The following is a 22,307-nucleotide window of genomic DNA, read 5'->3' as shown; positions in this document are numbered from 1 at the left end:
GAGGACCATCCTTGCACCGGGGAACGTCTCCGCCGAAGGAACCATCATGAAAATCCTGCTTGCCGTCGATGGCAGCGACTACACGAATCGCATGCTGTCCTACCTGACCACGCACAAGGATTGGGCGAATGCGGGCCACACCTTCACGGTCTTCCATGCGGTGCTGCCGGTGCCGCACCGTGCCGCGGCCTTCGCAGGGCCGGACATCGTGCACGGGTACTACGAAGACGATGCGCGGGTGGTGCTCGAGCCTGTGCGCGCGTTGCTGGCCAGGAACGGCATCGAAGCCCGCTTCGAGCACCGCATCGGCCACCCCGCCGAGGAGATAGCTTCGTTCGCGCAGAAGGGGCAGTTCGATCTCGTGATGATGGGTTCGCGGGGCCATGGCACCTTGACCAACCTGGTGCTGGGGTCGGTTGCCACCAAGGTGCTGGCTGCGTGCACGGTGCCGGTCTTGCTGGTGCGTTGAATGAGTGCCGCAACCCTGGCACGGGGCGTGATCGTGGCCGCCTTCGGTGCATTCGCGCTGGCGGGCGGAACGAGCACCTGGTCGCAGACGCGATCGTCGTGCCTTGAGCGCACGTCGTCGGGACTGCAAGGCTCTGATTTCGTGGCGGCCGCGGCGCGTCAGTCGCCTGCGGTGGTGAGCGTGACAGTCGCGGGCACGGGCAACGACTGGGTTGCCGCCAGCGATCAGCGCGCACCGACGCAATGGGGCCGCGGCGTGGAGCGCGGTTTCGCGTCGGGGTTCATCTTCCGCCGCGACGGCTACATCCTGACCAGTGCGCACGCGGTGACCGGTGCCCAGGCTATCTCCATCGTCACCGAGGACCAGCGCCGCTTCGATGCCGAGGTGGTTGGCATCGACCGCCGCACCGACGTGGCGCTGCTGCGGGTCGCGGCGTCCGACTTGCCGGTCGTCACCGTGGGCCGCAGCAGCGAGCTCTGCCCGGGCGAATGGGTCGCCGCGATGGGCGCCCCCTTCGGCTTCGAGCGCAGCGTGACCGCCGGCGTGGTGAGCGCCAATCCGCGTTACGTGTCAGGTGGGAGCGGGGTGCCGCTGATACAGACCGACGTCGCGCTCAACCCGGGCAACTCGGGCGGGCCGTTGTTCGACGAACGGGGCAGGGTGGTCGGCATGAACTCGATGGCCTACTCGCCCGGCGGTGGGTACTCCGGCATGTCGTTCAGCCTGCCGATCGACACGGCGATGCACATTGCGGACGAGCTTCGTATCACCGGGCGGGTGATGCGGGGGCATATCGGTGCCCGTATTCAGCCCCTGACCGTCGAACTCGCGCCGGCCTTCGGGCTCGATACCGCATTGGGGGCGCTGGTGGTGCGCGTCGACCCGGACAGCCCCGCCGAGCTGGCAGGGCTTCGCAGCGGCGACGTGGTGCTGGCCGTCGATGGCGCTGCCGCAATGCCCTATGCCGACATACAGGATCGTGTAGCCGGAGCCCGCAAGGGCAGCCTGCTCGCACTGAAAGTCTGGCGCCACAAAACGCCGTTGACGATGCAGGTAGGCGTGGCCGAAATCCCACCGGACCTCGCGCCCCGGCTGGCCGCACGTGCCTTGCCGCAAGAGACGCGCTTCGGGCTCGAACTCTCGGAGCGAAAGGGTGTGCTGGGCATCAGCCTTCTGGATCCCGGTCTCGTTGTGCAATCGGCCTCGGGTTCGGCTCAGCGGGCGGGATTGCGCTACGGCGACATGCTGATCGCGGTCAACGATGTGCAAGTGGCCGGCCTGGCGGATTTCGATGCGGCGATCCAGTCCATCAGAGAGAGCGACACGGTCGCTTTGCTGGTCATGCGCGGCTCGGCCCGCAGCTATGTGCCGATTCTTCCGCGCGGTCCGCAACGTGCCCCCGTGGCGCGAGGCGCGAGCGATGCCACCGTACGGATGCCGTGAGGCTTGTGCAATGGAAAAGTCGACCAGCTGTGGCGTTCTGGTGTTCGATGCAGCAGGGCAACTGCTGCTTTGCCATGCGACCGACAGCCGGTATTGGGACATCCCCAAGGGCGCAAGCGATGGGCAGGAGCAGGGCGCGCAGACCGCCGTGCGCGAGGCGTTCGAGGAATGCGGCCTCCGGTTGCTGCCTGCTCAGCTGAGGGAGATTGGACTTTTTCCCTACCGCCGGGACAAAGAGCTTCGGCTCTTTGCAGCGCTGGTGAGGCATTTCGAGGCGAAATCCTGCGTGTGTTCCAGCTTCTACATGGACCGCCGTGGACGACGTCGCCCCGAGATGGACGGGTTCCGCTGGTCCGCATTCGAGCAGTTGCCCCGGTTTTGCGCACCCAGTCTTGTCACAGTGCTGACTCAAGAGCTTTCTTTGGCCGGAATCCATGGGCAACTGCTCTACGAAGTGAGGCCGATCGATGCAGTGCTTGCGCCGCGCGGTGGGCTCGGGATTGATCACTTTGAACGGAGCCCGTAAGCAAGCAGCAATCCCGTGTTGACGAGCGGTGCGCAAGCTGGTTGGGTGCCGGCCAACTACTTTGTCCCCCCGCAGTCCAATCCAACGGTCGAGCCAATAATCGCGTCATGACGATCAGTCCGTTGGAGGCTTACCTTGACCTGCAGTTGCGGTTCGCCGAACGCTATTGCGCGCTGACCGATGTCCCAGTTGCAGACGCGATCGGCAAATGCACGAATTTGCGTCGGAGATTCGGTCTTTGGGGGCCCGCGGGCGATCGCGCTTGGGCTGCATTCTTGCAAGAGATTCCGTCCTGCGCGCAACATCGCGATCTCTTGCGCCTGACGCTGAGCGCTGCAAGCGCCGCGCCCACAGTCCGGCAATCACCATTCGGATGCTTCAGCTACGACCCCGGCGGTGCAGACAGGACACTGCGACTTCACTTCATGCCGGATCCACGCCATCGGCGCAGCAGCCCTCTTGCTAGCAGTAGTACGCACGAGCGTCATGCGGAGTTGCGAGCACTGTTCGCAGAAGTTCGTCGGCAGCACCCCGACGTTCAACAGGTTCTCGGCTTCTCGTGGCTCTATCACACTCAAGCCTATACGCGGCTCTTCCCGCTGGCGTATGTCGAGTCGCTCGTACCCGCAGAGGGGCCGCTCCATTTGAACGGAAGTTCCATCTGGGGACAGGTCTTGAATCATCGCCATCAGTTGAAGCCCGGGGTCGCCGATCTTGTACTTGACGCACTTCAGCCGAGTACCGTTGATTTTCCGTGGCGGGCCTTTCCGCTGCAGCCGCTCGTCGCGTACTGCTCAGCGGAACACTTTTTCAACTGGTTCGCGGTGGAATGACGGACGCCCATGGCGATAGGGCGTTGACGACGAACTCATGGCGATCGGCCGTTATGATTTAACATAATGCACATTGTGTTTATTTCAGATGAACACAACGAGGCCCCCAGCCGGTATCAACGCTTCAGCGCGCTCCCCGAACCCCGGCCCTCGTAGTTCACGCCCTTCGTCTGCTTGACCTCGACCTTCTTCGCGTCCGGGCACGGCTCGTTCGAATAAGCGACCTTGCCGCCATGTACGCACTTGTAGATCGAGTGCTGCGCCATCGCGCCGGACGCGAAACCCATCAGTCCGAACGCCAGCAACATGGCGCCCGCCGGCTTCACCATTTGCCGTCCTTCGGAATCGCCTTGGGCGCATTGGCTTTGGCTGCCGCCGCCGCAGTGATCAACGACGCCGCTTCCGGACGGTTCGCCTTGTTGGCAAAGTCGACGGCCGTCATGCCCAGCTGGTTCTTCATCGTGGTGTCCGCACCCTCGGCCAGCAGCAGCTTCACCGCCTCGCTCGAGCCGTACATCGCAGCCATCATCAGCGGCGTGGTGCCATTGGGCGATTGCGCGTCGATGAATGCGTAGTTGTCGAGCAGCACCTTCATGATGGTCAACTGGCCGCTGGTCGCGGCGTAATGCAGCGGCGTCCAGCCCGTTTTGTTGACCGCAGCGTCGCGCTTCAGCAGTTGCGTGACCAGGTCCTGCTGGCCCTTGATCGCGGCCAGCATCAGCGGGGTTTCGTCCTTGGCGTTGGCCAGGTCCACATTGGTCTGAGGCGACTCGATCAGCACCTGGATGACTTTCGGCGAAGGCTCACGCAATGCGATCAGCAAACCCGTCTGGCCGTGTTCGTCGCGCGTGTTCGGATCAAAACCGCGCTGCAGCAGCGTGCGCACGCCGCTGGCGTTGTCGCCACGCACGGCCCGGAAGAAGTCTTCGAACGAACCGGCATGCACTGAAAAAGATGCAGCAAAAACAATGAGATAAAGAGATTTTTTGATGTAGTTCTTCATGATTTAACGTCCCTGAACAACGTTTCGAAGTTGTCGCTCGTGGCCTTGGCGATGGCCTCCACGGGCACTTTTCGCAGTTCGGCGATCTGCCGTGCCACGAATGGCACGTACGACGGATTGTTGGTCTTGCCGCGGTACGGCACGGGCGCGAGGTAAGGGCTGTCGGTCTCGATCAGCATGCGGTCCAGCGGCACGAAAGCGGCTACGTCGCGCAGATCCTGGGCCTTCTTGAAGGTCAGGATGCCGGAGAACGAGATGTAGAAACCCAGATCGAGCGCCGCGCGTGCCACCTCGGCGGTTTCGGTGAAGCAATGGAACACGCCGCCGGCCGCATTGCCGGCGCCGTCCTCGCCCTCCTCCTTGAGGATCGCCAGCGTGTCGGACGAGGCCTCGCGGGTGTGGATGATCAGCGGCTTGCGGGTCTGTTGAGCGGCGCGGATGTGCACCCGAAAGCGGTCGCGCTGCCATTCCATGTCGGAGATGCTGCGTCCGCCCTTGCGTTCCTCCATCTGGTAGTAGTCGAGGCCGGTCTCGCCGATGGCGACCACGCGGGGCCTGGCCGACAGCCGCACCAGGTCTTCCACGCTGGGCTCGGCGATGTCCTCGTTGTCGGGGTGCACGCCGACGCTGGCCCAGAAGTTGTCGTAGCTGGCGGCCAGCGCCTGCACGTCGTCGAACTCTTCAAGCTTGGTGCAGATGCAAAGCGCCCGGTCGACCTGCGCGGCGGCCATGGCGGCGCGGATCTGCGGCATCTGGTCCGCGAACTCGGGGAACGTGAGGTGGCAGTGGGAATCGGTGAACATCGGAAATGGTGAAGTGCGCGGCGCACTCCCTGGTGGGAGGTGGCGCCGTCGACGGAGTTCCGCGTCACGGGGACGGCGGAAAACTCAGATGGTTTGCGTGGGACGGTCGGAGGCCATCGAACCGCCCAGCGCAGCCTCGATGCGTGCCTTGAGCTGGCGCGATTTTTCGTCGGACGGAAACCGGATGCCCACGCCCGGTGCCCGGTTGCCTGCCGCACGCGATGGCGTGATCCAGGCGACCTTGCCTGCCACCGGATAGCGCTGCGGGTCTTCGGGCAGCGTCAGCAGCACATAGACATCGTCGCCGAGCCGGTATTCGCGCGTGGTCGGAATGAAGATGCCGCCTTCTGCGAACAAAGGGATGTAAGCCGCGTACAACGCGCCCTTTTCCTTGATGGCGAGTTGGATGACGCTCGGCCGGGCGGGCGTGGCGTTGGGAACGGCGGAGGCGACAGGTTGGTTCATGGGCGACGAGCGGCAGAGTTTAGGGTGGTTCGCGCTTCGCTCACAAGCGCTTCCAGCATGAGGCCCGCATTGAACGGGTGTTCCGCGGTTCTGGCGGCACTTGCCAACGACTTCGACCAGCGCGCCAGCGCCAGCCGCGACGGCGCGGCGGGCAGGTCGGCGGCATCGAAGAACCGGGGCGCGGCGCCATTGCCGACAGCCATCAGGTCGTGGCAAAGCTTCTGCAGCGCACCGACGGCCTGCGCCGGCGCGTGATCGGCCAGCGCGCCCACGTCGCCACGCGTCATGGCCTTGGGAAGCAAGGACCAGGCCTTGGGCGACTGACCCGAGCGCGCGAGCCGCAAGGCGTCGCTCGGCCGGCCGCCGGCGGCGCGCAGCAATGCGGCCGCATCGGCGGCGGGCACGTCCTGCGCGGCCAGCCAGGCTTCGGCCTGGGCGGTTTCAGGCCAGGGCAGCGTGAAGCCCAGGCAGCGGCTGCGGATGGTGGGCAGCAGTTGCCACGCGGCCTCGCTGGCGAGCACGAAGCGCACATCGCCGACGGGCTCTTCGAGCGTCTTCAGCAGCGCGTTCGCGGTGATGGTGTTCATGCGCTCGGCCGGATACACCAGCACCACCTTGCCACGGCCGCGCGCGCTGGTTCGCTGCGCGAAACCGACCGCATCGCGCATCGCCTCGACGCGGATCTCGCGGCTCGCCTTGCGTTTCTTGTCGTCGATGTCGGCCTGCGCCTTCTCGTCGAGCGGCCAGTTCAGTTCCTGCATGGCGACTTCGGGCATCAGCACGCACAGGTCGGCATGCGTGCGAACCTCGATGGCATGGCAGCTGGCGCAGTGGCCGCAGGCTGTGCCCTCCGGCGTCGGCTGCTCGCACAGCCATGCGGACGCGAGCGCCAGCGCGAGTTCGTACTGGCCGATGCCGGAGGGACCTTGAAGCAGCCAGGCATGGCCGCGCTGGCGCAGCAACTCCGTGAGCGGCTGGCGCAGCCAGGGGGACAGGGCCGGCACGCTCATCGGGCGGATCCTCGGTTCAGCACGCCACGCGCCACCAATGCCGTTTCGACCTGCTGCCACACCTGGTCGCGGGCCTGGCTGGCATCGATGCGCACGAAGCGGTTCGCATCAGCGGCCGCGCGGGCCGCGTAGCCCTGGGCGACGCGGCTGAAGAATTCGACGGGCTGGGCTTCGAACTTGTCGGGCACGCGGGCGCCGGCCAATCGCTGCGCCGCGATCCCGGGCGCCAGGTCGAACCACAGCGTGATGTGCGGCTGAAGCGGCGCCGCCCTGCCCGCCTCCGCCTGCACCCATTGTTCGAGCGTCGACAGCACGGCTTGATCGAAGCCCCGCCCCGCGCCCTGGTAGGCAAAGGTCGCGTCGGTGAACCGGTCGCACAGCACCACGTCGCCGCGCGCCAGCGCCGGCTCGATGACCTGCGCGATGTGGTCGCGCCGCGCCGCGAACACCAGCAGCGATTCGGTCAGCGGATCCATCAGCTGCTCGAGGATCAACTCGCGCAGCGTCTCGGCCAGCGGCGTACCACCGGGCTCGCGCGTGCGCACGACCTCGCGGCCCTGCGCCCTGAACAGGGCTTCCAGCGCATCGAGGTGGCTCGACTTGCCCGCCCCGTCGATGCCTTCGAGCGTCAGAAACAGACCGTTGTCACTCATTGGGTCGCCTTCGGTTTGGAATCGCTGCCGCCCCCGCGCTGATAGCGGTTGACCGCGCGGTTGTGGTCGTCGAGCGAACTGCTGAATTGGCTTGTGCCGTCGCCGCGCGAGACGAAGTACAGCGACTTGCTCTGCGCCGGCTGCACCGCAGCCAGCAGCGCTGCCTTGCCGGGCATGGAAATCGGCGTCGGCGGCAACCCGCCGCGCGTATACGTGTTCCAGGGCGTGTCGGTCAGCAGGTCTTTCTTGCGCAGGTTGCCGTCGAAGGCGGTGCCCATGCCGTAGATCACCGTCGGGTCGGTCTGCAGCGGCATGCCGATGCGCAGGCGATTGGTGAAGACAGCCGCGATTTCCGAGCGGTCTTTGGCCTTGCCTGTCTCCTTTTCGACAATGCTGGCCAAAATAAGAGCCTCATCGGCCGATTTCAGCGGCAGATCGGAAGCGCGGGCGGCCCAGGCGGCTTCGAGCTTCTTGTCCATGGCCCGCATCGCGCGCTGCATCAGGGCGATGTCGGTCGAGCCTTTCGAGTAGGTGTAGGTGTCCGGAAAGAAACGCCCTTCCGGATGCAGGCCCGGCTTGCCCAGCCTGGCCATCAGCGCCTCGTCGCTCAGGCCCACGCTGTCTGGCTTGAGCTGGTCGGCCTTGGCGAGCGCGGCGCGCACCTGGCGGATGTTCCAGCCCTCGACCAGCACCAGGCTGCGCGTGGCTTCCTCGCCGCGCACCAGAATGTTGAGCAGCAGCTTGGGCGAGACGCCGCGTTCCAGCTCGTAGCTGCCGGCGCGCATCTGGCGGTCTTGTCCCGAGATGCGGAACCACAGGTAGAGCAGCTGCGGCTGCACGTCGACGCCCGTGTCGGCCACGGCTTGTGCGATGCCGCGCGGCGTGGTGCCGGGCTCGACAGACAGGTCGACGCTGGGCGCCGGCAGCTTGAGCGGCTGGTGCACCCACCAGAGACCGGCGCCGCCGAGCGCGAGCGCGATCAGGGCAGCGAGCAGGAAAAGCGTAAGGAAGAAGCTGCGCACGGATCCGATATGGGGAAGACGGAAAAAGCCGGAGAAAACCGATGGATTCGCAGGCTGCAGGGAAGGAGCCCCTGCCGCCCCGAAGGAACAGGCCCGGCCATGATAATTCAGCGATGACCACAGTCGTTCTCAATGGCGTGACCGCCCTCTCCCACCTCGGTGTGATCCGTGCCGAGGGCCCGGACGCCGCAAGCTTCCTGCACGGCCAGCTCACCCAGGACTTCTCGCTGCTCGGGGCCTCCGACGCCCGGCTGGCTGCGCTGTGCACCGCCAAGGGCCGTGTGATCGCGAGTTTCATCGGCATCAAGCCGCAACCGGAGCTGATCCTGCTGGTGTGCAGCCGCGACATCCTGGCCGCGACGCTCAAGCGCCTGTCGATGTTCGTGCTGCGCGCCAAGGCCAAGTTGACCGACGCCACCGAGCAGTTTGCGCTGTATGGCCTGGCTGGCACCGCCCTGACCGGCAACGGCCTCGACGCCGCCGCTTCGCCCGGCAAGCGCACGGCCGTCGGCGAAGACGCCAGCGCCGTGTCGCTGTATCCGGCCGACGGCGTGCCACGTGCGCTCTGGATCGCGCCGGCCGGCCACGCCGCACCCACGGGCCCCGCGCTAGATGCCGCCCTGTGGCAGTGGAGCGAGGTGCGCAGCGGCATCGTGACGCTGACCACGCCGATCGTCGACGCCTTCGTGCCGCAGATGATCAACTACGAATCGGTCGGCGGTGTGAACTTCAAGAAAGGCTGCTACCCCGGCCAGGAAGTGGTCGCGCGCAGCCAGTTCCGCGGCACGCTGAAGCGGCGCACCTACCTCGTGCAGGCCGATGCGCCCGTCTCCGCCGGACAGGAGGTGTTCGCGGCCGCCGATGCCGAGCAGCCCGTGGGCATCGTGGCGCAGGCCGCGCCGGCGCCCGGCGGCGGCTGGTCCGCGCTGGTCTCGATGCAGATCACGGCGCTCGAGGCCGGTGGCCTGCACGCGGGCGCGGCCGACGGCGCGGCACTCACGGTCGATCCGCTGCCCTACCCCCTGCTCGAGGACATCTGAGTCTCCCATTCCCCCAACGCCCTTGAAGAAAAGGGGCGTTCGGCGCTATCGAACAGATGGCGCCATTTTTTTGCGCGTCGTTTAACCCTGCCGCCGATGCTGCGCCGTAGAAGCCTGCACCGATCAACTCCCGGCAAGGAAGACACCATGAAGCGCAGACTCTTTTCCACCGCCCTGGCCCTGAGCGCCGCGGCCTCCTTCTCGGCCTGCGCGCAGAGCCCGGAGCGGCCTTACGCCCCGCCCACGCCGCCCAGCCGCATCGGCTCGCTGATGCAGATCAGCGTGGTCGACCGCGGCACCGGCACCGAACTGCCGATCTACCGCCACCGTGGCGAATACTGGGTGGCCGGCCGCCCCGGAGCGCGCTACGCCATCCGGGCGCGCAACGCGACGGGCGAACGCATCATGGCCGTGATGTCGGTGGACGGCATCAACGTCGTCACCGGCGAAACGGCCGGCGTCGGGCAGAACGGCTATGTGTTCAGCGGCAGCGAGCGCAGCGACATCACCGGCTGGCGCAAGAGCGATTCGCAGATCGCGGCCTTCGAGTTCGCCGCGGCCGGCAACTCCTATGCGAGCCGCACGGGCCGCCCGGACGACGTGGGCGTGATCGGTGTCGCGATGTTCCGCGAGCGCATGCCCGAGCCGCCCCCGCCGCCGGTCACGCCTTTTCCGTACCGCGACGAACGCGGCGAGCGCGAGCGCCGAAGCGACTCGTCGTCCCTGGGCGATGCGCGCGCGAAGGCCGGTTCGGCCGACGGTGCCACCGCGGCAGCGGAGTCCCCCGTGGGCAGCCTGCGCCAGCCCGCGCCCAGCCCGAGCCTGGGCACCGCGCACGGCCGCCGCGAAACCTCGTATGTCGGCAAGACCACCTTCGAGCGCGCGCAGTCGTCGCCCGACGAAGTGGTCCGCATCCGCTACGACAGCCGCGAGAACCTCGTTGCCGCGGGCGTGATCCCGGTGCCGCCCGCGCCGCGCTGGCCGCGTCCGGCCGGTCCGTCGCCGTTCCCGGGTTCCGACCCAGGCTACGTGCCGGACCCGCCCGCTCGCTATTGAGAAGAAGAAGGAAGAAGGGACCGGCGCATCTCGATGTGCGGGATGCCGGCCTCCTCGAAGCCGTCGCCATGCGGCACATAGCCCAGCCGCGCATAGAAACGCTCGGCGCTGCGCTGCGCATTCAGCGCCACCACGCTGTCGCCGCGCGCCCTGGCGGCGTCTTCGAGCACCTGCATCACCGCAGCGCCGTGCCCGCCGCTGCGCAGGTTGCGGTGCACCGCCATGCGGCCGATGTGCGAGACGCCGTTCTCGGCCGCCAGCAACCGCCCTGTGGCGATGACCTGCCCGATGCGGTTGCGCGCCACCGCGTGCAGCACCACGGCGTCCTGCGCGTCCCATTCCATCGCCTCGGGAATGTTCTGCTCCTCGATGAACACCGCGCGCCGCAGGGCGCCAGCGCCTCCGCCCAGGGTGGCCCAGTCGCCGGTCTCGACGGTGCTCATCGTCTCGCCGGCCTCGTAGCCGGTCAGCACTTCTCGCAGGGCTGCAGGCACCGGCTTCGAGGTCTGCGTCGCCGGGTCGGCGAACACATAGACCAGCTCGCAGCCGACCAGGAACTGGTCCTGCCGGAAAAGCCCGCCCTCGAACACCATCGACGAATTGCCGATGCGCGCGCAGCGCACGCCCATGTCCAGCATGTCGTCCATGCGCGCCGAGGCGCGGAAGTCGATGGTGGCCTTGCGCACGTAGAGGTCGCCGCCCAGCGCATGCATCGCCTCTTCGTACGGCAGCGCCAAGGCGCGCCAGTAGTCCGAGATGGCGGTGTCGAAATACATCAGGTAGTGCGCGTTGAAGACGATCTTCTGCATGTCGACTTCGGCCCAGCGTACGCGCAGGCGGTGGAAGAAGCGGAAATTGCTGCGTTGGGTGGCTGCTTCGCTCATGGTGCCAGTGCTTCCTTGAGTGCGCGGGCCGCGTCCTCCTGCGCCTGCAGCGCCTCGGGAATCGCCCGCCCCATCTTGACGAATTCGTGGATTACGCCGCGGTAGATCTCCAGGTCGACCGGCACGCCCGCGGCGCGCAGCTTGTCGGCGTAGGCGATGCCTTCATCGACCACCGGATCGCATTCGGCGAGGCCGATCCAGGCCGGCGCCACGCCTTCGACGTCGTCGGCCAGCAGCGGCGCAAAGCGCCAGTCGTCGCGGTCGGCCGGCGTGCGGACGTATTGCGCGAAGAAGAAATCGATCATCGCCTTGGTCAACAGCGGGCCGTTGACGTGGCGCTGGTGCGAGGCCGTGTCCTGGTGGGCTGTCATGCCGGGGTAGATCAGCATCTGCAGCGCGAGCGGCAGGCCAGCATCTCGCGCCAGGATCGCGCACACGGCCGCGAGCGTGCCGCCGGCGCTGTCGCCGCCTACCGCCAGGCGCCGCGTGTCGACACCGACGCGTCTACCCTCGTGGGCCAGGAAGGCGAAGGCGTCCCATGCATCGTTCGACGCCGTCGGAAACTTGTGCACGGGCGCGAGGCGGTAGTCCACCGACACCACCGCGCAGCCACTCTTGGCGCTCAGCACGCGGCACAGCGTGTCGTGCGTGCGGATATTGCCGACGGTGAAGCCGCCGCCATGAAAGTACATCAGCGCGGGCAGCACATCGGTGGACGGCGCATACAACCTTGCCGGGATCGCGAAGTCATCGCGTGCGGGAATGGTGAAGTCTTCAACCCGCGCCAGTTCGGGCTTGGGCACTTCGAGCACGCCGGCGCCCTTTTCGTAGGAGGCCTTGGCCTCCTCCGGCGTGAGCCGGTCGAGTGGGGGGTGGCCGGCGCGCGCCATGCGTTCGACAACGCTGGCCATCTTCGGGGTAAGTCGTATGGCGGGGGGTGTTCCCGGCGCGACAACGGCAAGGGTTTCTTTCGTGTGCAAGACTGATCGCTCTTGTTAGATTGGGCTGGTCGGCAATCGTACTGCCCCACGGCATATCCACATTCATGGCACTCATCCAATACCTCACCCAGATCCAGTTCGAATTCGGCGCGATCAAGCTGCTGTCCAGCGAGTGCGCGCGCATCGGCATCAATCGCCCGTTGATCGTGACCGACGCCGGCGTGCGCGCGGCCGGCGTGCTGCAGAAGGCGCTCGATGCCATTTCCGACCTGGAAGTCTCGGTGTTCGACCAGACGCCCTCCAACCCGACCGAAGCTGCGGTGCGCGCGGCCGTCGAGCTGTACCGCAGCGGCCGCTGCGACGGGCTAATCGCCGTGGGCGGCGGCTCGGCCATCGACTGCGCCAAGGGCGTGGCCATCGCGGCCACGCACGAAGGACCGCTCAAGACCTACGCCACCATCGAAGGCGGGTCGCCCAGGATCACCGAGCGCGCAGTGCCGCTGATTGCGGTGCCCACCACCAGCGGCACGGGCAGCGAGGTGGCACGCGGCGCCATCGTCATCGTCGACGACCACCGCAAGCTCGGCTTCCACAGCTGGTTCCTGATGCCCAAGGCCGCCATCTGCGACCCCGAGCTCACGCTCGGCCTGCCGCCCAGGCTCACGGCCGCCACCGGCATGGACGCCATCGCGCACTGCATGGAGACCTTCATGTCGGCCGCGTTCAACCCGCCGGCTGACGGCATCGGCCTCGACGGGCTCGAACGCGCCTGGGGCCACATCGAACGCGCAACAAAGGACGGCAGCGACCGCGAGGCGCGCCTGAACCTGATGAGCGCATCGATGCAGGGCGCCATGGCCTTCCAGAAGGGCCTGGGCTGCGTGCATTCGCTGAGCCACAGCCTGGGCGGCGTCGATCCACGCCTGCACCACGGCACGCTCAACGCCCTCTTCCTGCCCGCGGTGATCCACTTCAACTCGGGCGCCGAATCGGTGCAGAAGGAGCAGCGCCTTCAGCGCATGGCGCAGGCCATGCACCTCGATTCGGCCGGCGATCTCGGCGACGCCATCCGCGACATGAACGCGCACCTCGGGCTGCCCAAGGGCCTGGCCGAGGTGGGCGTGACGCCCGCGATGTTCGAGCAGATCATCGACGGCGCCATGGCCGACCACTGCCACAAGACCAACCCGCGCCTGGCCACGCGAGACGACTACAAGGCCATGCTCGAAGCCTCGATGTAAGGGCTTCTTCTACGCCTGTTTTCAGGGGGGGAAAGCGGCCCGTGCCGCGCCTGCGCGTCATGTATATGACATAAGGAATTTCTAGACTGCCCATCGAAGGTTTCGCATCCGCAGAAGCCCCATGGGTCAGGGAAATTCCGAATGCCGCGTACCGTCCAAGTCCACACCGTCCTGAGCGCCGAGCAGCTCAAGTTCCGCGCCATGCGGGGGCGGGAGGGGCTCTCGCAACTCTTCGAGTTCGAGGTGGACATGGTCAGCACCAGCTTCAGCCTCGACCTGAAGCAACTGCTCGGCACCTCGCTCACGCTGGAGCTGGCCGACGAAGGCGCGCCGCGCTTTCTCAACGGCACGGTGGTGCGCTTCGAGCTTGTAGGCCGCGCCAACGAAACCGGCCGCCACTACATCTACCGTGCGCTGGTGCAGCCGTGGCTGTGGTACCTCACGCGCACCACCGACTGCCGCATCTTCCAGAACAAGAGCGTGCCCGAGGTGCTCGACGAAGTGCTGGGCAAGTACGGCTTCCAGTTCGACAAGCGCCTCACGGGCAGCTACCCCGCCATGGAGTACTGCGTGCAGTACCAGGAAAGCGACTTCGCCTTCGTGAGCCGCCTCATGGAGCACGAAGGCATCGCTTATCACTTCGAGCACGGCAACGGCGCGCACCTGCTGGTGCTGGTCGACGACACCGGCAGCTACAAGCCGCTGCCCGGCCACGCCAGCATCGCCTATCGCCCGCGCGACCGCGTGCTCAATGCGCTGGAGCCCTGCATCGACCAGTGGCGAGTGGCCGAGCAGATCACCTCGGGCCGTGTGATGCTCGACGACTTCGACTTCAAGAAGTCGCGCGCCTCGCTGCAGAGCGTGCAGCAAGACCCCAAAGCCCACGAGCATTCGACCTACGAGGTCTACGAATGGCTGGGCGGCTACAGCGAGCACCAGCAGGGCGATGCCTACGCCAAGGTCCGCCTGCAGGAGCTGCAGTGCGCGCACGAGCTGGCTTCGGGCCACACCAACGTCGTGGGCATGGCGCCGGGCTATCTGTTCGAGATGACGCACTGCCCGCGCGAATCGGACAACCGCGAATACCTCGTCACCGAGACCCGCTACAACCTGCAGGAGCCCGAGTACTCCACCGGCGGCAGCAGCGAATCGGTGTGCGAGTTCGACTTCACCGTGCTGCCCTCCTCCGTGGCCTACCGCCCCGCCCGCACCACGCCGCGCCCGCGCACCAACGGCCCGCAGACCGCCACGGTGGTCGGTCCCGAGGAGATCTGGACCGACCGCTTCGGCCGCGTGAAGCTGCAGTTCCGCTGGGACCGCTACGGCCAGTCGGACGAGAACAGCTCGTGCTGGGTGCGCGTGTCCAGCAACTGGGCCGGCGCCAACTACGGCACCATGCACATGCCGCGTGTGGGCCAGGAAGTGATCGTCGATTTCATCGGTGGCGAGCCCGACCGTCCCATCATCACCGGCCGCGTCTACAACAGCGACCAGATGCCGCCATGGGAGCTGCCCGCCAACGCCACGGCCAGCGGCATCCTCACGCGCTCCAGCGCGGGCGGTGCGGCCAACCAGGCCAACATGCTGCGCTTCGAGGACCGCTCGGGCGCCGAGCAGATCCTGCTGCACGCCGAGCGCAACCTCGACGTGGAGGTGGAGGCCGACGAGACGCACACCACCGGCGGCACCCGCACCACCCTCATCAAGGGCCACGAGTCGGCCACCTACCAGAGCGGCGAGACGCGCGACATCACCGCGGGCGCCAAGGAAACCATCAGCGGTGGCGACACCCGCAGCGTGACCGGTGGCTTCACCGAAACAGTGGCCGGCGGCGTGACGCAGACCATCTCCGGCGGCAAGACGCGTTCGATCGGCGGCGGGCTGAACGACACCATCACGGGCGGCGTCAAGCTGGCGATCAGCGGCGGCTTCAACGGCACCATCGACGGACAGGAAATCCGCTTCGTGAGCGCGGGCCGCCAGGACACCATCAACGCCTCGAACACGGTGCAGGTCAACGGCCCCTCGACCACCACCGTCACCGGCCCCACGGTGCACACCTCGCCGGACGTGACCTTCAACACGACGAACCACATCCACAACACGACGCAGCACGTCATCAACACCAGCGTCTACAACACGACGTCGAACACCTACAACAACCTGACGAACAACTACACCAACAACTCCGTCAGCTACACCAACAACTACGCCAAGAGCAGCGACTGGCGGCTGGCGCGTTCGGGCGGCGTGGGCTTTCGCTTCGGAGCCGTGGGCGCCTCGCTGGACTTCTGGGGCGTGCGGCAACAGTTCTACGGCATCAATTCGCAATACGCCGTGCTCAAGGTGGACTTCCTCACCTTCAAGATCGCGAACAAGGGCACCGACATCACCAAGGAAGCCATACAGGTCGGCAACGCCGCGCTGCGCTTCCTGATGGACGGTCTCGCGACCTATGCGCAGGCCATGCACATCGTCATGTGAAGGACACGATGCCTGTCTGGGAAATTCTTCTCTGGGTTGTCTTCGCCGTCGTCATGACGGCGGTCGTCGTGTTCTCGATCGGCGCAGTGGGCTACATGCGCCGCGAGAGCCGGCTGTATTCGGCTGAACAGAAGCTGTGGCTGTCGCTCGCGCAAACGGGCCAGCCAGCCGACGGCGTGCTTCGCAGCCTGCGCATGCACCCGGGAAACATGACCCGCGGCGGCTCGCGCGGGCAGACCGTTTGCGCCGTGGTGCTCGACGTGGACTACGCCGACACCGCCGGCACGCTGCACACGGCGTCGATCCGCACATTCGTCGAGGACGCGCTGGTGCCCCGGTTCCAGGAACCGCTGAAGATCGTTCATCTGCGCTACGACCCGCGAAACGCCGCCTCGGTCGCGATCGACCGCGAGCGCACGCCGCTGGAGATCCCGCGTGCGTCCTGAGCGGATGCCGCGGATGCGCCGCCGATGAAGACCGTCAAGCCATTGCGGCTGAGCGTCACCACGCGGCCGTTCCTGCGCGGTGGCGAGCAGCGCCTGGCCGTGACCACGCTGTGCATGGCATCGATGGGCGAGCAGCCCGTGCTGACGCCCGAACCCGAGTTCTGGAAAGCGCTGTCCGACGAACTCGGTCCGGCCACCGCCATCGACCTGGGCCTGCCGAAGATCCGCGCCGAGGTGCTTGCCACCGGTTTCGCCTACACCGCGCACCAGGCGGAAAAGACGATGTGCGCCGCACGGCTGCAACTCGGCGGCCTTGCCAAGGACCTGGCCGTCTTTGGTGACCGCTATTGGATTGGCGGCCGTGCCACGCAGCCGCAGCCCTTCGAGTCCATGCGCGTGGACTGGACGCGCGCCTATGGCGGCCCCGCCTTCGCGGACAACCCGCTGGGCCGCGGCCACGGGCTCGAACAAGTCGATGGCCGCGAGGTGCAGCGCCTGCCCAACATCGAAGACCCCTCCCACCGCGTGCACCGGCCCGGCGACCAGCCCGAACCCGCCGGCTTCGGCCCGCTCGACATCGCCTGGCCCCGGCGCATGCGCATGATCGGCAGGCAGTACGACGAGCACTGGCGCGCCCACCTGTTTCCGGGTTTTGCCGAGGACATGGACTGGCAGCTCTTCAATGCCGCGCCGCCCGACCAGCGCCTGGCCGGTGCCCTGGAGATCGCTCCGGGCACCCCCTATGCGGTGTGGAACATGCACCCCGGCGTGCCGATCCAGCGGGGCCGACTGCCCAGCTGGCGCGCCCTCGCCTTCATCGCGCGGCGCCGGTCGCCGGGGCAGATCGAGGACATCGCGCAGCGGCTGACCACCGCGTGGTTCTTCCCGCACCTGGAGCGCGTGGCGCTGGTCTTCCATGGCGAGACCCTCATCGAAGAAGACGACGCCAGCGACGTCACCCACGTGATGCCCGCGCTCGAAACGATCGACGCACCACGCGGCCTCGCGCACTACGAGACCGTGCTGCGCCAGCGCTGCGACCCGGAAAAGGGCGCGCTCTACATGTTCCGAGACGATGAACTGGTGCCCCCGGGGGCCATTGGTCCATGGCTCGAACAGCCCGAAACCACCGAATCAGCGCTGGTGCGCAACATGCGCGAACTCGGCCGGCAAGCCCGCGACGAACTCAAGCAGATGGCGCTCGACGCCGGGCACAAGGCGCGCCATTTCAGGGAGCGCGCTCTTCCTGCGCCCTTCCAGCGCACACCCACCCTGCACGAGTTGCCCGGGTTCGTCGAGCAGGCGGATGCCTATGCCCGCGCGCAGCGCGCGCAAGGCGCTGTCGAGCGCGAACGCCTTCAGCGCGAAGCCGACGCCAACGCCAGCGAGTCGAGGAAGGTCGGCTTCGACACCGGCAAGCTGGTGCGCGAGCATGACCGCGCCGAGATCAAGGGGCCGCCGCGCGTGGATGGCGCGTCGGTGCTGCGCGGCTTCACGGGCATCGCAGCGGCCACGGGCACCGCGCCCATGCCGCCGGACCAGGTGGAATCGATGCGAAAAATGACAGAGGCCGGCGAGCGCGGCCTGCTCGCGCTGTACCGCGGCACTGCCCAGCATCAGGCCAGCGTCGATCCCCTGCCCCCCGAGCGGCTTGCGGCACTGCGTGCCCATGTGGCGTCGGTGCTCGCAGGCAGCCGCGATTTCACCGAGATGGACCTGACCGGCGCCGATCTCTCGGGCCTGGACCTGCGCGGCGCATGCTTTCGCCGCACGCTGCTGGAAAGCGCCGACCTGCGCGGCGTGCAATGCGACAGCGCCGATTTCAGCCAGGCCGTACTGGTGCGTGCGCAACTCTCGGGCGCCCGGTTTCATGACGCGGTGCTGCGCGACACGAACCTCGGAGGTATCGCCTGCGAACAGGCTGACTTCTCGCGCGCCGATCTCGAAGGCGCGAAGCTGGACAAGGTGACGCTTGCCGGCTGCAGCTTCGAGGGCGCGCGCCTGCACCATCTGCACCTGATCGATTCGCGGCTGCGCGGCTGCAATTTCGACGACGCCGACATTGCCTACGCCGGCTTCCTTTCCGACGTGACCATCGAAGGCTGCAGCTTTCGGCGCGCCCGCCTCTACAAGGCTGCCTTCCTGTCGTGCCGCGTGGCGCGGCTCGACTTCACCGGCGCCACGCTCGAAGCCTGCGCATGGACCCACACGCCGTGCGACGAGGGCATGGTGTTCGCGGCGGCCCTGCTGCGCACCACCTGCTTTGCCGGCAGCACCAGCCTGCGCGGCGCCAGCTTCGAGGCGGCCACGCTGGTGCAGTGCAGCCTGCGCGCGATGGCCATGGAAGATGCGCGGCTCGCCCGCGCCACGCTCGACACCTGCGACTTTTCTTCCTGCAACCTGAGCGGCGCCGACCTCGCCGAAGTGCAGGCGCCCGACAGCCTCTTCATTCGCGCCGACCTGAGCCGGGCGTCGCTGCGGGGCGCCAACCTGATGACCGCCAACTTCAACAAGGCCCTGCTGCCTAGCGCCGACCTGCGCGAGGCCAACCTGTTTCGCGCCGACATGTCGCAGATCCGCATCGACGGCACCACCGCCACCCAGGGTGCCTACATCGAGCAGACCAAGACCGTGCCGGCCCCGCGCGCGACGCCGATCCGATGAGCCCGCAGGAGCTGGTGCTTCACATCCGCAACGGCAAGCGCATGGAAGGAGAAGATTTCACCGGCATGCCGCTCGACGGCCTCGACCTTTCGGGCGGCATGTTCAGCGAATGCCGCTTCACGCGGGCCTCGCTCGCCGGCAGCCGGCTGGACGACTCGGTGTTCGAGCGCTGCACCTTCGATGACGCGACGCTGGCGTCGGGGCGGCTGGATGGCGTGTCGCTCCTGCGCTGCAGCCTGCGGGGGGTGGATGCGACCGCCAGCCATTGGCCGCGCACCGTCGTGACCGAGTCCGACCTGCGCGACGCGCGCTGCGCCGGTGCACAGCTGGCGGAAACGGTCTTCTACGGCTGCGAGCTGCACGGCGCCAGCTTCGAGCGCGCCACGCTCACCAAGACGATCTTCAACGACAGCCGCATGGGCAACGCGGACCTGCGCAATGCCTCGCTCACGAGCGCGGTGTTCTTCCGCAGCGACTTGCGCGAGGTCGCGTTCCAAACCGCGCGCTTCCACAACGCCGTGTTTTCCGAGGCCGACCTGCGCGGCCAGTCGTTCGCGGGGCAGGCCTTCGCGATGTGCCAGTTCACGGACGCGCGCATGTCCGGCTGCGTGTTCGAGGACGCGCAGCTCGCGCAATGCAACTTCAAGGGCGCAAGGCTCGACGGCGCGCGCATGGCCCGCGTGCAAGCGCCGCAAACCTTGTTCGTCGAGGCAGACCTGCGCGGCGCCGATTTCCGTGGCGCGGCGCTTGACCAGTCGCTCTGGGCCGACGCCTGGCTCGCGAGAGCCGACTTCTCCGGCGCGAGTCTGGAACAAGGCGTCTTCCTCCGCGCCCGCTGCGAGAACGCGAGCTTCGAGCGCAGCCGGCTCGTCTACGCCGATTTCTCCTGCGCGGACCTGCGCGGCGCGAACTTCGAGAAGGCCCGCTTCGAGCGCACCCAGCTGCACCGGGCCGAGCTGGGCGGCTCGCGCTGGAGCGACCGCATCGGTGTGCTCGACAACGACCCCCACCTGTACGAGGCAGAGCGCATCGCCCGCCAGCGCCCGGCCCGCGCCATCCGCCTCGACCGCGACGCCGAGGGTCGCCTCTCCATCGACGCAAAGGACATCGCATGACGATGAGCGCACGAAGCTCCCATTCCACCGCCCCCCCTGCAGACGTCCACGGCGAAAGCGAACTCGCCCCCCTGCTGCACAAGGCGCCGCCCGCCAAGCGGCAGGCCGCCGCGCAGCCCCCGGGCATTTGCATGGCGAAGGTGGTGGCCAGCCATTCGGACGACAGCCACGATGTGGTCCCGACGGGAGAGACCCGGTCGCGGCCCTGTCGCCGCGCCGCCAGCTGCCTGCTGGTGCCCGCGCCGGGCGACATCGTCATGGTCGCAGGCCCTGACGAAGACGAGCTTTACCTGATCGCCGTTGTCGCACAGGCCGACCAGGGCCATGCGGTGCTCGCGGTGAACGGCGACCTGACCCTGGCGTCGAGGCACGGCGGCATCGCCGTGCGCAGCTCCGGCGCACTCGATCTGCAATCGGACACCGCCGTCGCCACCCGCGCACCCGAATGGAACCTCACGGCCGGGCGCGGCCTGTGCAAGGTCTCGGAGCTCGACTACCAGGGCGCCGAGGTGCGCTTCAGCGCGCTGGTCTCGCGTTTCGTGGGCCGCGCGTGCGAGGTGGTGCTCGACCGCCTTCACCTGCTCACCCGGTCGAGCTTCCGCTTGACCGAGGAAGTCGAACAGGTGCGCGCGGGCCAGATCGATATCCAGTCGTCGAGCACCTTGCGCCTGCATGCGAAGAACACGCTCGTCACCAGCAAGGAGCTGGTCAAGATCGACGCCGAGCAGATCCACATGGGCTGATGCCCGGAAAAGGAGCCCCCGCCATGTTTGCCAACTCCCAGATGATGGGCATGGACCTCGCCTTCCCCGATGTCTGCAAGACTCCGCCGGCCGTGCCCGTTCCCTACCCCAACTTCGCGCTGGGACCGACCGCCATTCCCAATGCCTGGAACATCCTCTACGGCGGCACGCCGGCGCACAACCTTGCCACGATCACACCGATCACCAATGGCGACAACGCGGGCGTGATGATGGGCGTGGTGTCGCAGACCGTGATGGGTCCTTCGCGACACATCACGGGCGCGTTCACCGTGCTGCTGAAGGGCTCGCCCTGCACGCGCATGACGAGCCTGTCGGTGCAGAACCGCAGCAACATCGTCGGGATGCGGATCGTGCCGAGCCAGTGCAAGGTGCTGGTGCTGGCGGCTTGAGGCCGGGGCCTCCGGAGCTACTCCGCCTTCACCCCCGCCGTGCGGATCACCTTGCCCCACTTCGCCGTTTCAGCCGTGATGAAAGCATCGAATTCCTCCGGCGTGCTGCCCGCCGGAATGGTGCCCATCGCATCCAGCTTGGCGCGCGTGTCGTCGCTCCTGATGATGCGCGCCACCTCTTCCGACATGCGCTTGACGATGTCGCGCGGAGTGCCCGCCGGCGCCAGCATGCCGGCCCAGGTGCTGCCGGTGAAGCCCGCGAAACCCTGCTCGATGAAGGTCGGCACATCGGGCGCTGCCGCCAGCCGCTTGTCGCCCGCCACGCCGATCAGCCGAACCTTGCCGGCCTTGGCCTGGTTGATGAGGCCCGTCGGCGCATCGAAGAAAAGCTGGATCTGCCCGCCCATCAGGTCCGTCAGCGCAGGCACCGCTCCGCGGTACGGGATGTGGATCATGTAGGTCTGCGTCAGCGACTTCCACAGCTCGGTGGTCAGGTGCGCAGCCGAGCCGTTGCCCGAGGAGCCGAAGCTCACCTTGCCCGGATTGGCGCGCGCATAGTCGATGAGCTCGCGCGCCGTCTTGAAAGGCGCATCGACGTTCACGGCCGCCAGCAGCGGCGACACGCCCATCAGCGAAACGCCGGTCAGGTCCTTGCGCGGGTCATACGGCAGCTTGGGGTACAGCGTGGTGTTGGCCGCATAGGCCGCGATGACGACGCCGAAGGTGGTGCCGTCGGGTGCCGCCTTGGCGATCGCATCGACGCCGATCAGGCTGTTGGCGCCGGGCTTGTTGTCGACGAGCACCGGCTGCCCCAACTTTGTCTGCAGCCCGATCTGCACCAGCCGCGCCATCTGGTCGGTGAAGCCGCCGGGCGTGTAGGGCACGATCACGCGGATCGGCTTGTTGGGCCATGCGGTCTGCGCGAAGGACGGCAAAGCGAGGCTTGCTGCGGCGGTGGCAATCGTGAACCGGCGGCGGGACAGCGTGGTTTGGGGCATGGCGGAGGGGACCCTTCTTCGTTGCGTTGCTTCGGGAAATGGACCGGGCCATTCTCGA

23 protein-coding genes are annotated in these 22,307 nt (G+C 67.3%); 13 read left to right on the top strand and 10 right to left on the bottom strand.

Annotated elements, in window-relative coordinates:
- Positions 1–46: 46 nt before the first annotated feature.
- The 4 genes from PMI12_RS00280 (at position 47) to PMI12_RS27890 (ending at position 3,271) form a co-directional block, all read left to right on the top strand.
- Positions 47–469, top strand: a complete 423-nt coding sequence (locus PMI12_RS00280; protein ID WP_007827722.1) for a universal stress protein — start codon at positions 47–49, stop codon at positions 467–469.
- Complete coding sequence (locus PMI12_RS00275; protein ID WP_007827720.1) at positions 470–1,912, top strand: trypsin-like peptidase domain-containing protein; 1,443 nt, start codon at positions 470–472, stop codon at positions 1,910–1,912.
- A gap of 10 nt (positions 1,913–1,922) precedes the next feature.
- On the top strand, positions 1,923–2,438 hold the full coding sequence (locus PMI12_RS00270; RefSeq protein ID WP_007827718.1) for an NUDIX hydrolase: 516 nt from the start codon (positions 1,923–1,925) through the stop codon (positions 2,436–2,438).
- Between the two features lie 107 nt (positions 2,439–2,545).
- The gene (locus PMI12_RS27890) at positions 2,546–3,271 is read left to right on the top strand and encodes a hypothetical protein (RefSeq protein ID WP_007827716.1); all 726 of its coding nucleotides are present in this window, start codon (positions 2,546–2,548) and stop codon (positions 3,269–3,271) included.
- A gap of 116 nt (positions 3,272–3,387) precedes the next feature.
- On the opposite strand, the gene PMI12_RS00260 is transcribed toward PMI12_RS27890, so the two are convergent.
- From PMI12_RS00260 to mltG, 7 genes are all read right to left on the bottom strand, one after another.
- Positions 3,388–3,600 (bottom strand): DUF4124 domain-containing protein, encoded by a 213-nt coding sequence (locus tag PMI12_RS00260; RefSeq protein WP_007827714.1) that lies wholly within the window; start codon positions 3,598–3,600, stop codon positions 3,388–3,390.
- Positions 3,594–4,274, bottom strand: coding sequence for an ankyrin repeat domain-containing protein (locus PMI12_RS00255; protein WP_007827713.1), 681 nt, complete (start codon positions 4,272–4,274; stop codon positions 3,594–3,596). Before PMI12_RS00255 ends, PMI12_RS00260 begins: the two co-directional genes overlap by 7 nt.
- Positions 4,271–5,077: a TatD family hydrolase gene (locus PMI12_RS00250; RefSeq protein WP_007827710.1), complete on the bottom strand. Its 807-nt coding sequence runs from the start codon at positions 5,075–5,077 to the stop codon at positions 4,271–4,273. Before PMI12_RS00250 ends, PMI12_RS00255 begins: the two co-directional genes overlap by 4 nt.
- An 84-nt stretch (positions 5,078–5,161) precedes the next feature.
- A complete protein-coding gene (locus PMI12_RS00245; RefSeq protein WP_007827708.1) occupies positions 5,162–5,542 on the bottom strand; it encodes a PilZ domain-containing protein in 381 nt (126 codons plus the stop codon).
- Positions 5,539–6,552 (bottom strand): DNA polymerase III subunit delta', encoded by a 1,014-nt coding sequence (locus tag PMI12_RS00240; protein ID WP_007827706.1) that lies wholly within the window; start codon positions 6,550–6,552, stop codon positions 5,539–5,541. The genes PMI12_RS00245 and PMI12_RS00240 overlap by 4 nt, the downstream gene beginning before the upstream one ends.
- On the bottom strand, positions 6,549–7,205 hold the full coding sequence (gene tmk, locus PMI12_RS00235; RefSeq protein ID WP_007827704.1) for a dTMP kinase: 657 nt from the start codon (positions 7,203–7,205) through the stop codon (positions 6,549–6,551). Before tmk ends, PMI12_RS00240 begins: the two co-directional genes overlap by 4 nt.
- Positions 7,202–8,227: an endolytic transglycosylase MltG gene (mltG, locus tag PMI12_RS00230; protein ID WP_007827703.1), complete on the bottom strand. Its 1,026-nt coding sequence runs from the start codon at positions 8,225–8,227 to the stop codon at positions 7,202–7,204. Before mltG ends, tmk begins: the two co-directional genes overlap by 4 nt.
- Before the next feature lie 113 nt (positions 8,228–8,340).
- Between mltG and ygfZ the strand changes: the two genes are divergently transcribed.
- Together ygfZ and PMI12_RS00220 are read left to right on the top strand one after the other, a co-directional pair.
- Positions 8,341–9,267 carry a CAF17-like 4Fe-4S cluster assembly/insertion protein YgfZ gene (gene ygfZ, locus PMI12_RS00225; protein ID WP_042672528.1) on the top strand — a complete coding sequence of 309 codons (927 nt, stop codon included), beginning with the start codon at positions 8,341–8,343 and terminating at the stop codon, positions 9,265–9,267.
- 147 nt (positions 9,268–9,414) lie between these two features.
- Complete coding sequence (locus PMI12_RS00220) at positions 9,415–10,323, top strand: hypothetical protein (RefSeq protein WP_007827701.1); 909 nt, start codon at positions 9,415–9,417, stop codon at positions 10,321–10,323.
- Here PMI12_RS00220 and PMI12_RS00215 read toward each other — a convergent pair.
- Both PMI12_RS00215 and PMI12_RS00210 read right to left on the bottom strand, forming a co-directional pair.
- On the bottom strand, positions 10,317–11,207 hold the full coding sequence (locus tag PMI12_RS00215) for a YbgC/FadM family acyl-CoA thioesterase (RefSeq protein WP_007827699.1): 891 nt from the start codon (positions 11,205–11,207) through the stop codon (positions 10,317–10,319). The genes PMI12_RS00220 and PMI12_RS00215 overlap by 7 nt on opposite strands.
- Positions 11,204–12,118 carry an alpha/beta hydrolase gene (locus PMI12_RS00210; protein ID WP_007827697.1) on the bottom strand — a complete coding sequence of 305 codons (915 nt, stop codon included), beginning with the start codon at positions 12,116–12,118 and terminating at the stop codon, positions 11,204–11,206. The genes PMI12_RS00215 and PMI12_RS00210 overlap by 4 nt, the downstream gene beginning before the upstream one ends.
- 134 nt (positions 12,119–12,252) lie before the next feature.
- On the opposite strand from PMI12_RS00210, the gene PMI12_RS00205 reads away from it, so the two are divergent.
- The 7 genes from PMI12_RS00205 (at position 12,253) to PMI12_RS00175 (ending at position 21,251) form a co-directional block, all read left to right on the top strand.
- Complete coding sequence (locus PMI12_RS00205) at positions 12,253–13,389, top strand: iron-containing alcohol dehydrogenase (protein ID WP_007827695.1); 1,137 nt, start codon at positions 12,253–12,255, stop codon at positions 13,387–13,389.
- A gap of 141 nt (positions 13,390–13,530) precedes the next feature.
- Positions 13,531–15,873, top strand: a complete 2,343-nt coding sequence (tssI, locus tag PMI12_RS00200; protein WP_007827693.1) for a type VI secretion system Vgr family protein — start codon at positions 13,531–13,533, stop codon at positions 15,871–15,873.
- Positions 15,874–15,881: 8 nt separating this feature from the next.
- Positions 15,882–16,319, top strand: coding sequence for a hypothetical protein (locus PMI12_RS00195; protein ID WP_007827692.1), 438 nt, complete (start codon positions 15,882–15,884; stop codon positions 16,317–16,319).
- A gap of 24 nt (positions 16,320–16,343) precedes the next feature.
- Positions 16,344–18,983 carry a DUF2169 family type VI secretion system accessory protein gene (locus PMI12_RS00190; protein WP_007827691.1) on the top strand — a complete coding sequence of 880 codons (2,640 nt, stop codon included), beginning with the start codon at positions 16,344–16,346 and terminating at the stop codon, positions 18,981–18,983.
- A complete protein-coding gene (locus PMI12_RS00185; RefSeq protein WP_007827690.1) occupies positions 18,980–20,098 on the top strand; it encodes a pentapeptide repeat-containing protein in 1,119 nt (372 codons plus the stop codon). The genes PMI12_RS00190 and PMI12_RS00185 overlap by 4 nt, the downstream gene beginning before the upstream one ends.
- Positions 20,099–20,100: 2 nt before the next feature.
- Complete coding sequence (locus tag PMI12_RS00180) at positions 20,101–20,841, top strand: DUF3540 domain-containing protein (RefSeq protein WP_193386523.1); 741 nt, start codon at positions 20,101–20,103, stop codon at positions 20,839–20,841.
- 23 nt (positions 20,842–20,864) lie between these two features.
- Complete coding sequence (locus PMI12_RS00175; RefSeq protein ID WP_007827688.1) at positions 20,865–21,251, top strand: DUF4150 domain-containing protein; 387 nt, start codon at positions 20,865–20,867, stop codon at positions 21,249–21,251.
- Between the two features lie 17 nt (positions 21,252–21,268).
- Here PMI12_RS00175 and PMI12_RS00170 read toward each other — a convergent pair whose 3' ends face one another.
- Positions 21,269–22,249 carry a tripartite tricarboxylate transporter substrate binding protein gene (locus PMI12_RS00170; RefSeq protein WP_007827686.1) on the bottom strand — a complete coding sequence of 327 codons (981 nt, stop codon included), beginning with the start codon at positions 22,247–22,249 and terminating at the stop codon, positions 21,269–21,271.
- Positions 22,250–22,307: the final 58 nt, after the last annotated feature.

It is taken from the genome of Variovorax sp. CF313, from assembly GCF_000282635.1.
GTDB lineage: Bacteria > Pseudomonadota > Gammaproteobacteria > Burkholderiales > Burkholderiaceae_C > Variovorax.
The sequence above is the reverse complement of the archived record's forward strand: the minus strand, read 5'-3'. Positions and strand labels throughout refer to the sequence as shown.

Coding starts and splice junctions, on each gene's coding strand:
- PMI12_RS00220 (WP_007827701.1), top strand. CDS start 9,415: ATGAAGCGCAGACTCTTTTCCACCGCCCTGGCCCTGAGCGCCGCGGCC.
- PMI12_RS00195 (WP_007827692.1), top strand. CDS start 15,882: ATGCCTGTCTGGGAAATTCTTCTCTGGGTTGTCTTCGCCGTCGTCATG.
- PMI12_RS00275 (WP_007827720.1), top strand. CDS start 470: ATGAGTGCCGCAACCCTGGCACGGGGCGTGATCGTGGCCGCCTTCGGT.
- PMI12_RS00210 (WP_007827697.1), bottom strand. CDS start 12,118: ATGGCCAGCGTTGTCGAACGCATGGCGCGCGCCGGCCACCCCCCACTC.
- PMI12_RS00170 (WP_007827686.1), bottom strand. CDS start 22,249: ATGCCCCAAACCACGCTGTCCCGCCGCCGGTTCACGATTGCCACCGCC.
- PMI12_RS00280 (WP_007827722.1), top strand. CDS start 47: ATGAAAATCCTGCTTGCCGTCGATGGCAGCGACTACACGAATCGCATG.
- PMI12_RS27890 (WP_007827716.1), top strand. CDS start 2,546: ATGACGATCAGTCCGTTGGAGGCTTACCTTGACCTGCAGTTGCGGTTC.
- PMI12_RS00175 (WP_007827688.1), top strand. CDS start 20,865: ATGTTTGCCAACTCCCAGATGATGGGCATGGACCTCGCCTTCCCCGAT.
- PMI12_RS00260 (WP_007827714.1), bottom strand. CDS start 3,600: ATGGTGAAGCCGGCGGGCGCCATGTTGCTGGCGTTCGGACTGATGGGT.
- PMI12_RS00185 (WP_007827690.1), top strand. CDS start 18,980: ATGAGCCCGCAGGAGCTGGTGCTTCACATCCGCAACGGCAAGCGCATG.
- PMI12_RS00255 (WP_007827713.1), bottom strand. CDS start 4,274: ATGAAGAACTACATCAAAAAATCTCTTTATCTCATTGTTTTTGCTGCA.
- PMI12_RS00245 (WP_007827708.1), bottom strand. CDS start 5,542: ATGAACCAACCTGTCGCCTCCGCCGTTCCCAACGCCACGCCCGCCCGG.
- PMI12_RS00250 (WP_007827710.1), bottom strand. CDS start 5,077: ATGTTCACCGATTCCCACTGCCACCTCACGTTCCCCGAGTTCGCGGAC.
- PMI12_RS00205 (WP_007827695.1), top strand. CDS start 12,253: ATGGCACTCATCCAATACCTCACCCAGATCCAGTTCGAATTCGGCGCG.
- PMI12_RS00180 (WP_193386523.1), top strand. CDS start 20,101: ATGAGCGCACGAAGCTCCCATTCCACCGCCCCCCCTGCAGACGTCCAC.
- tssI (WP_007827693.1), top strand. CDS start 13,531: ATGCCGCGTACCGTCCAAGTCCACACCGTCCTGAGCGCCGAGCAGCTC.
- PMI12_RS00270 (WP_007827718.1), top strand. CDS start 1,923: ATGGAAAAGTCGACCAGCTGTGGCGTTCTGGTGTTCGATGCAGCAGGG.
- tmk (WP_007827704.1), bottom strand. CDS start 7,205: ATGAGTGACAACGGTCTGTTTCTGACGCTCGAAGGCATCGACGGGGCG.
- ygfZ (WP_042672528.1), top strand. CDS start 8,341: ATGACCACAGTCGTTCTCAATGGCGTGACCGCCCTCTCCCACCTCGGT.
- PMI12_RS00190 (WP_007827691.1), top strand. CDS start 16,344: ATGAAGACCGTCAAGCCATTGCGGCTGAGCGTCACCACGCGGCCGTTC.
- PMI12_RS00240 (WP_007827706.1), bottom strand. CDS start 6,552: ATGAGCGTGCCGGCCCTGTCCCCCTGGCTGCGCCAGCCGCTCACGGAG.
- PMI12_RS00215 (WP_007827699.1), bottom strand. CDS start 11,207: ATGAGCGAAGCAGCCACCCAACGCAGCAATTTCCGCTTCTTCCACCGC.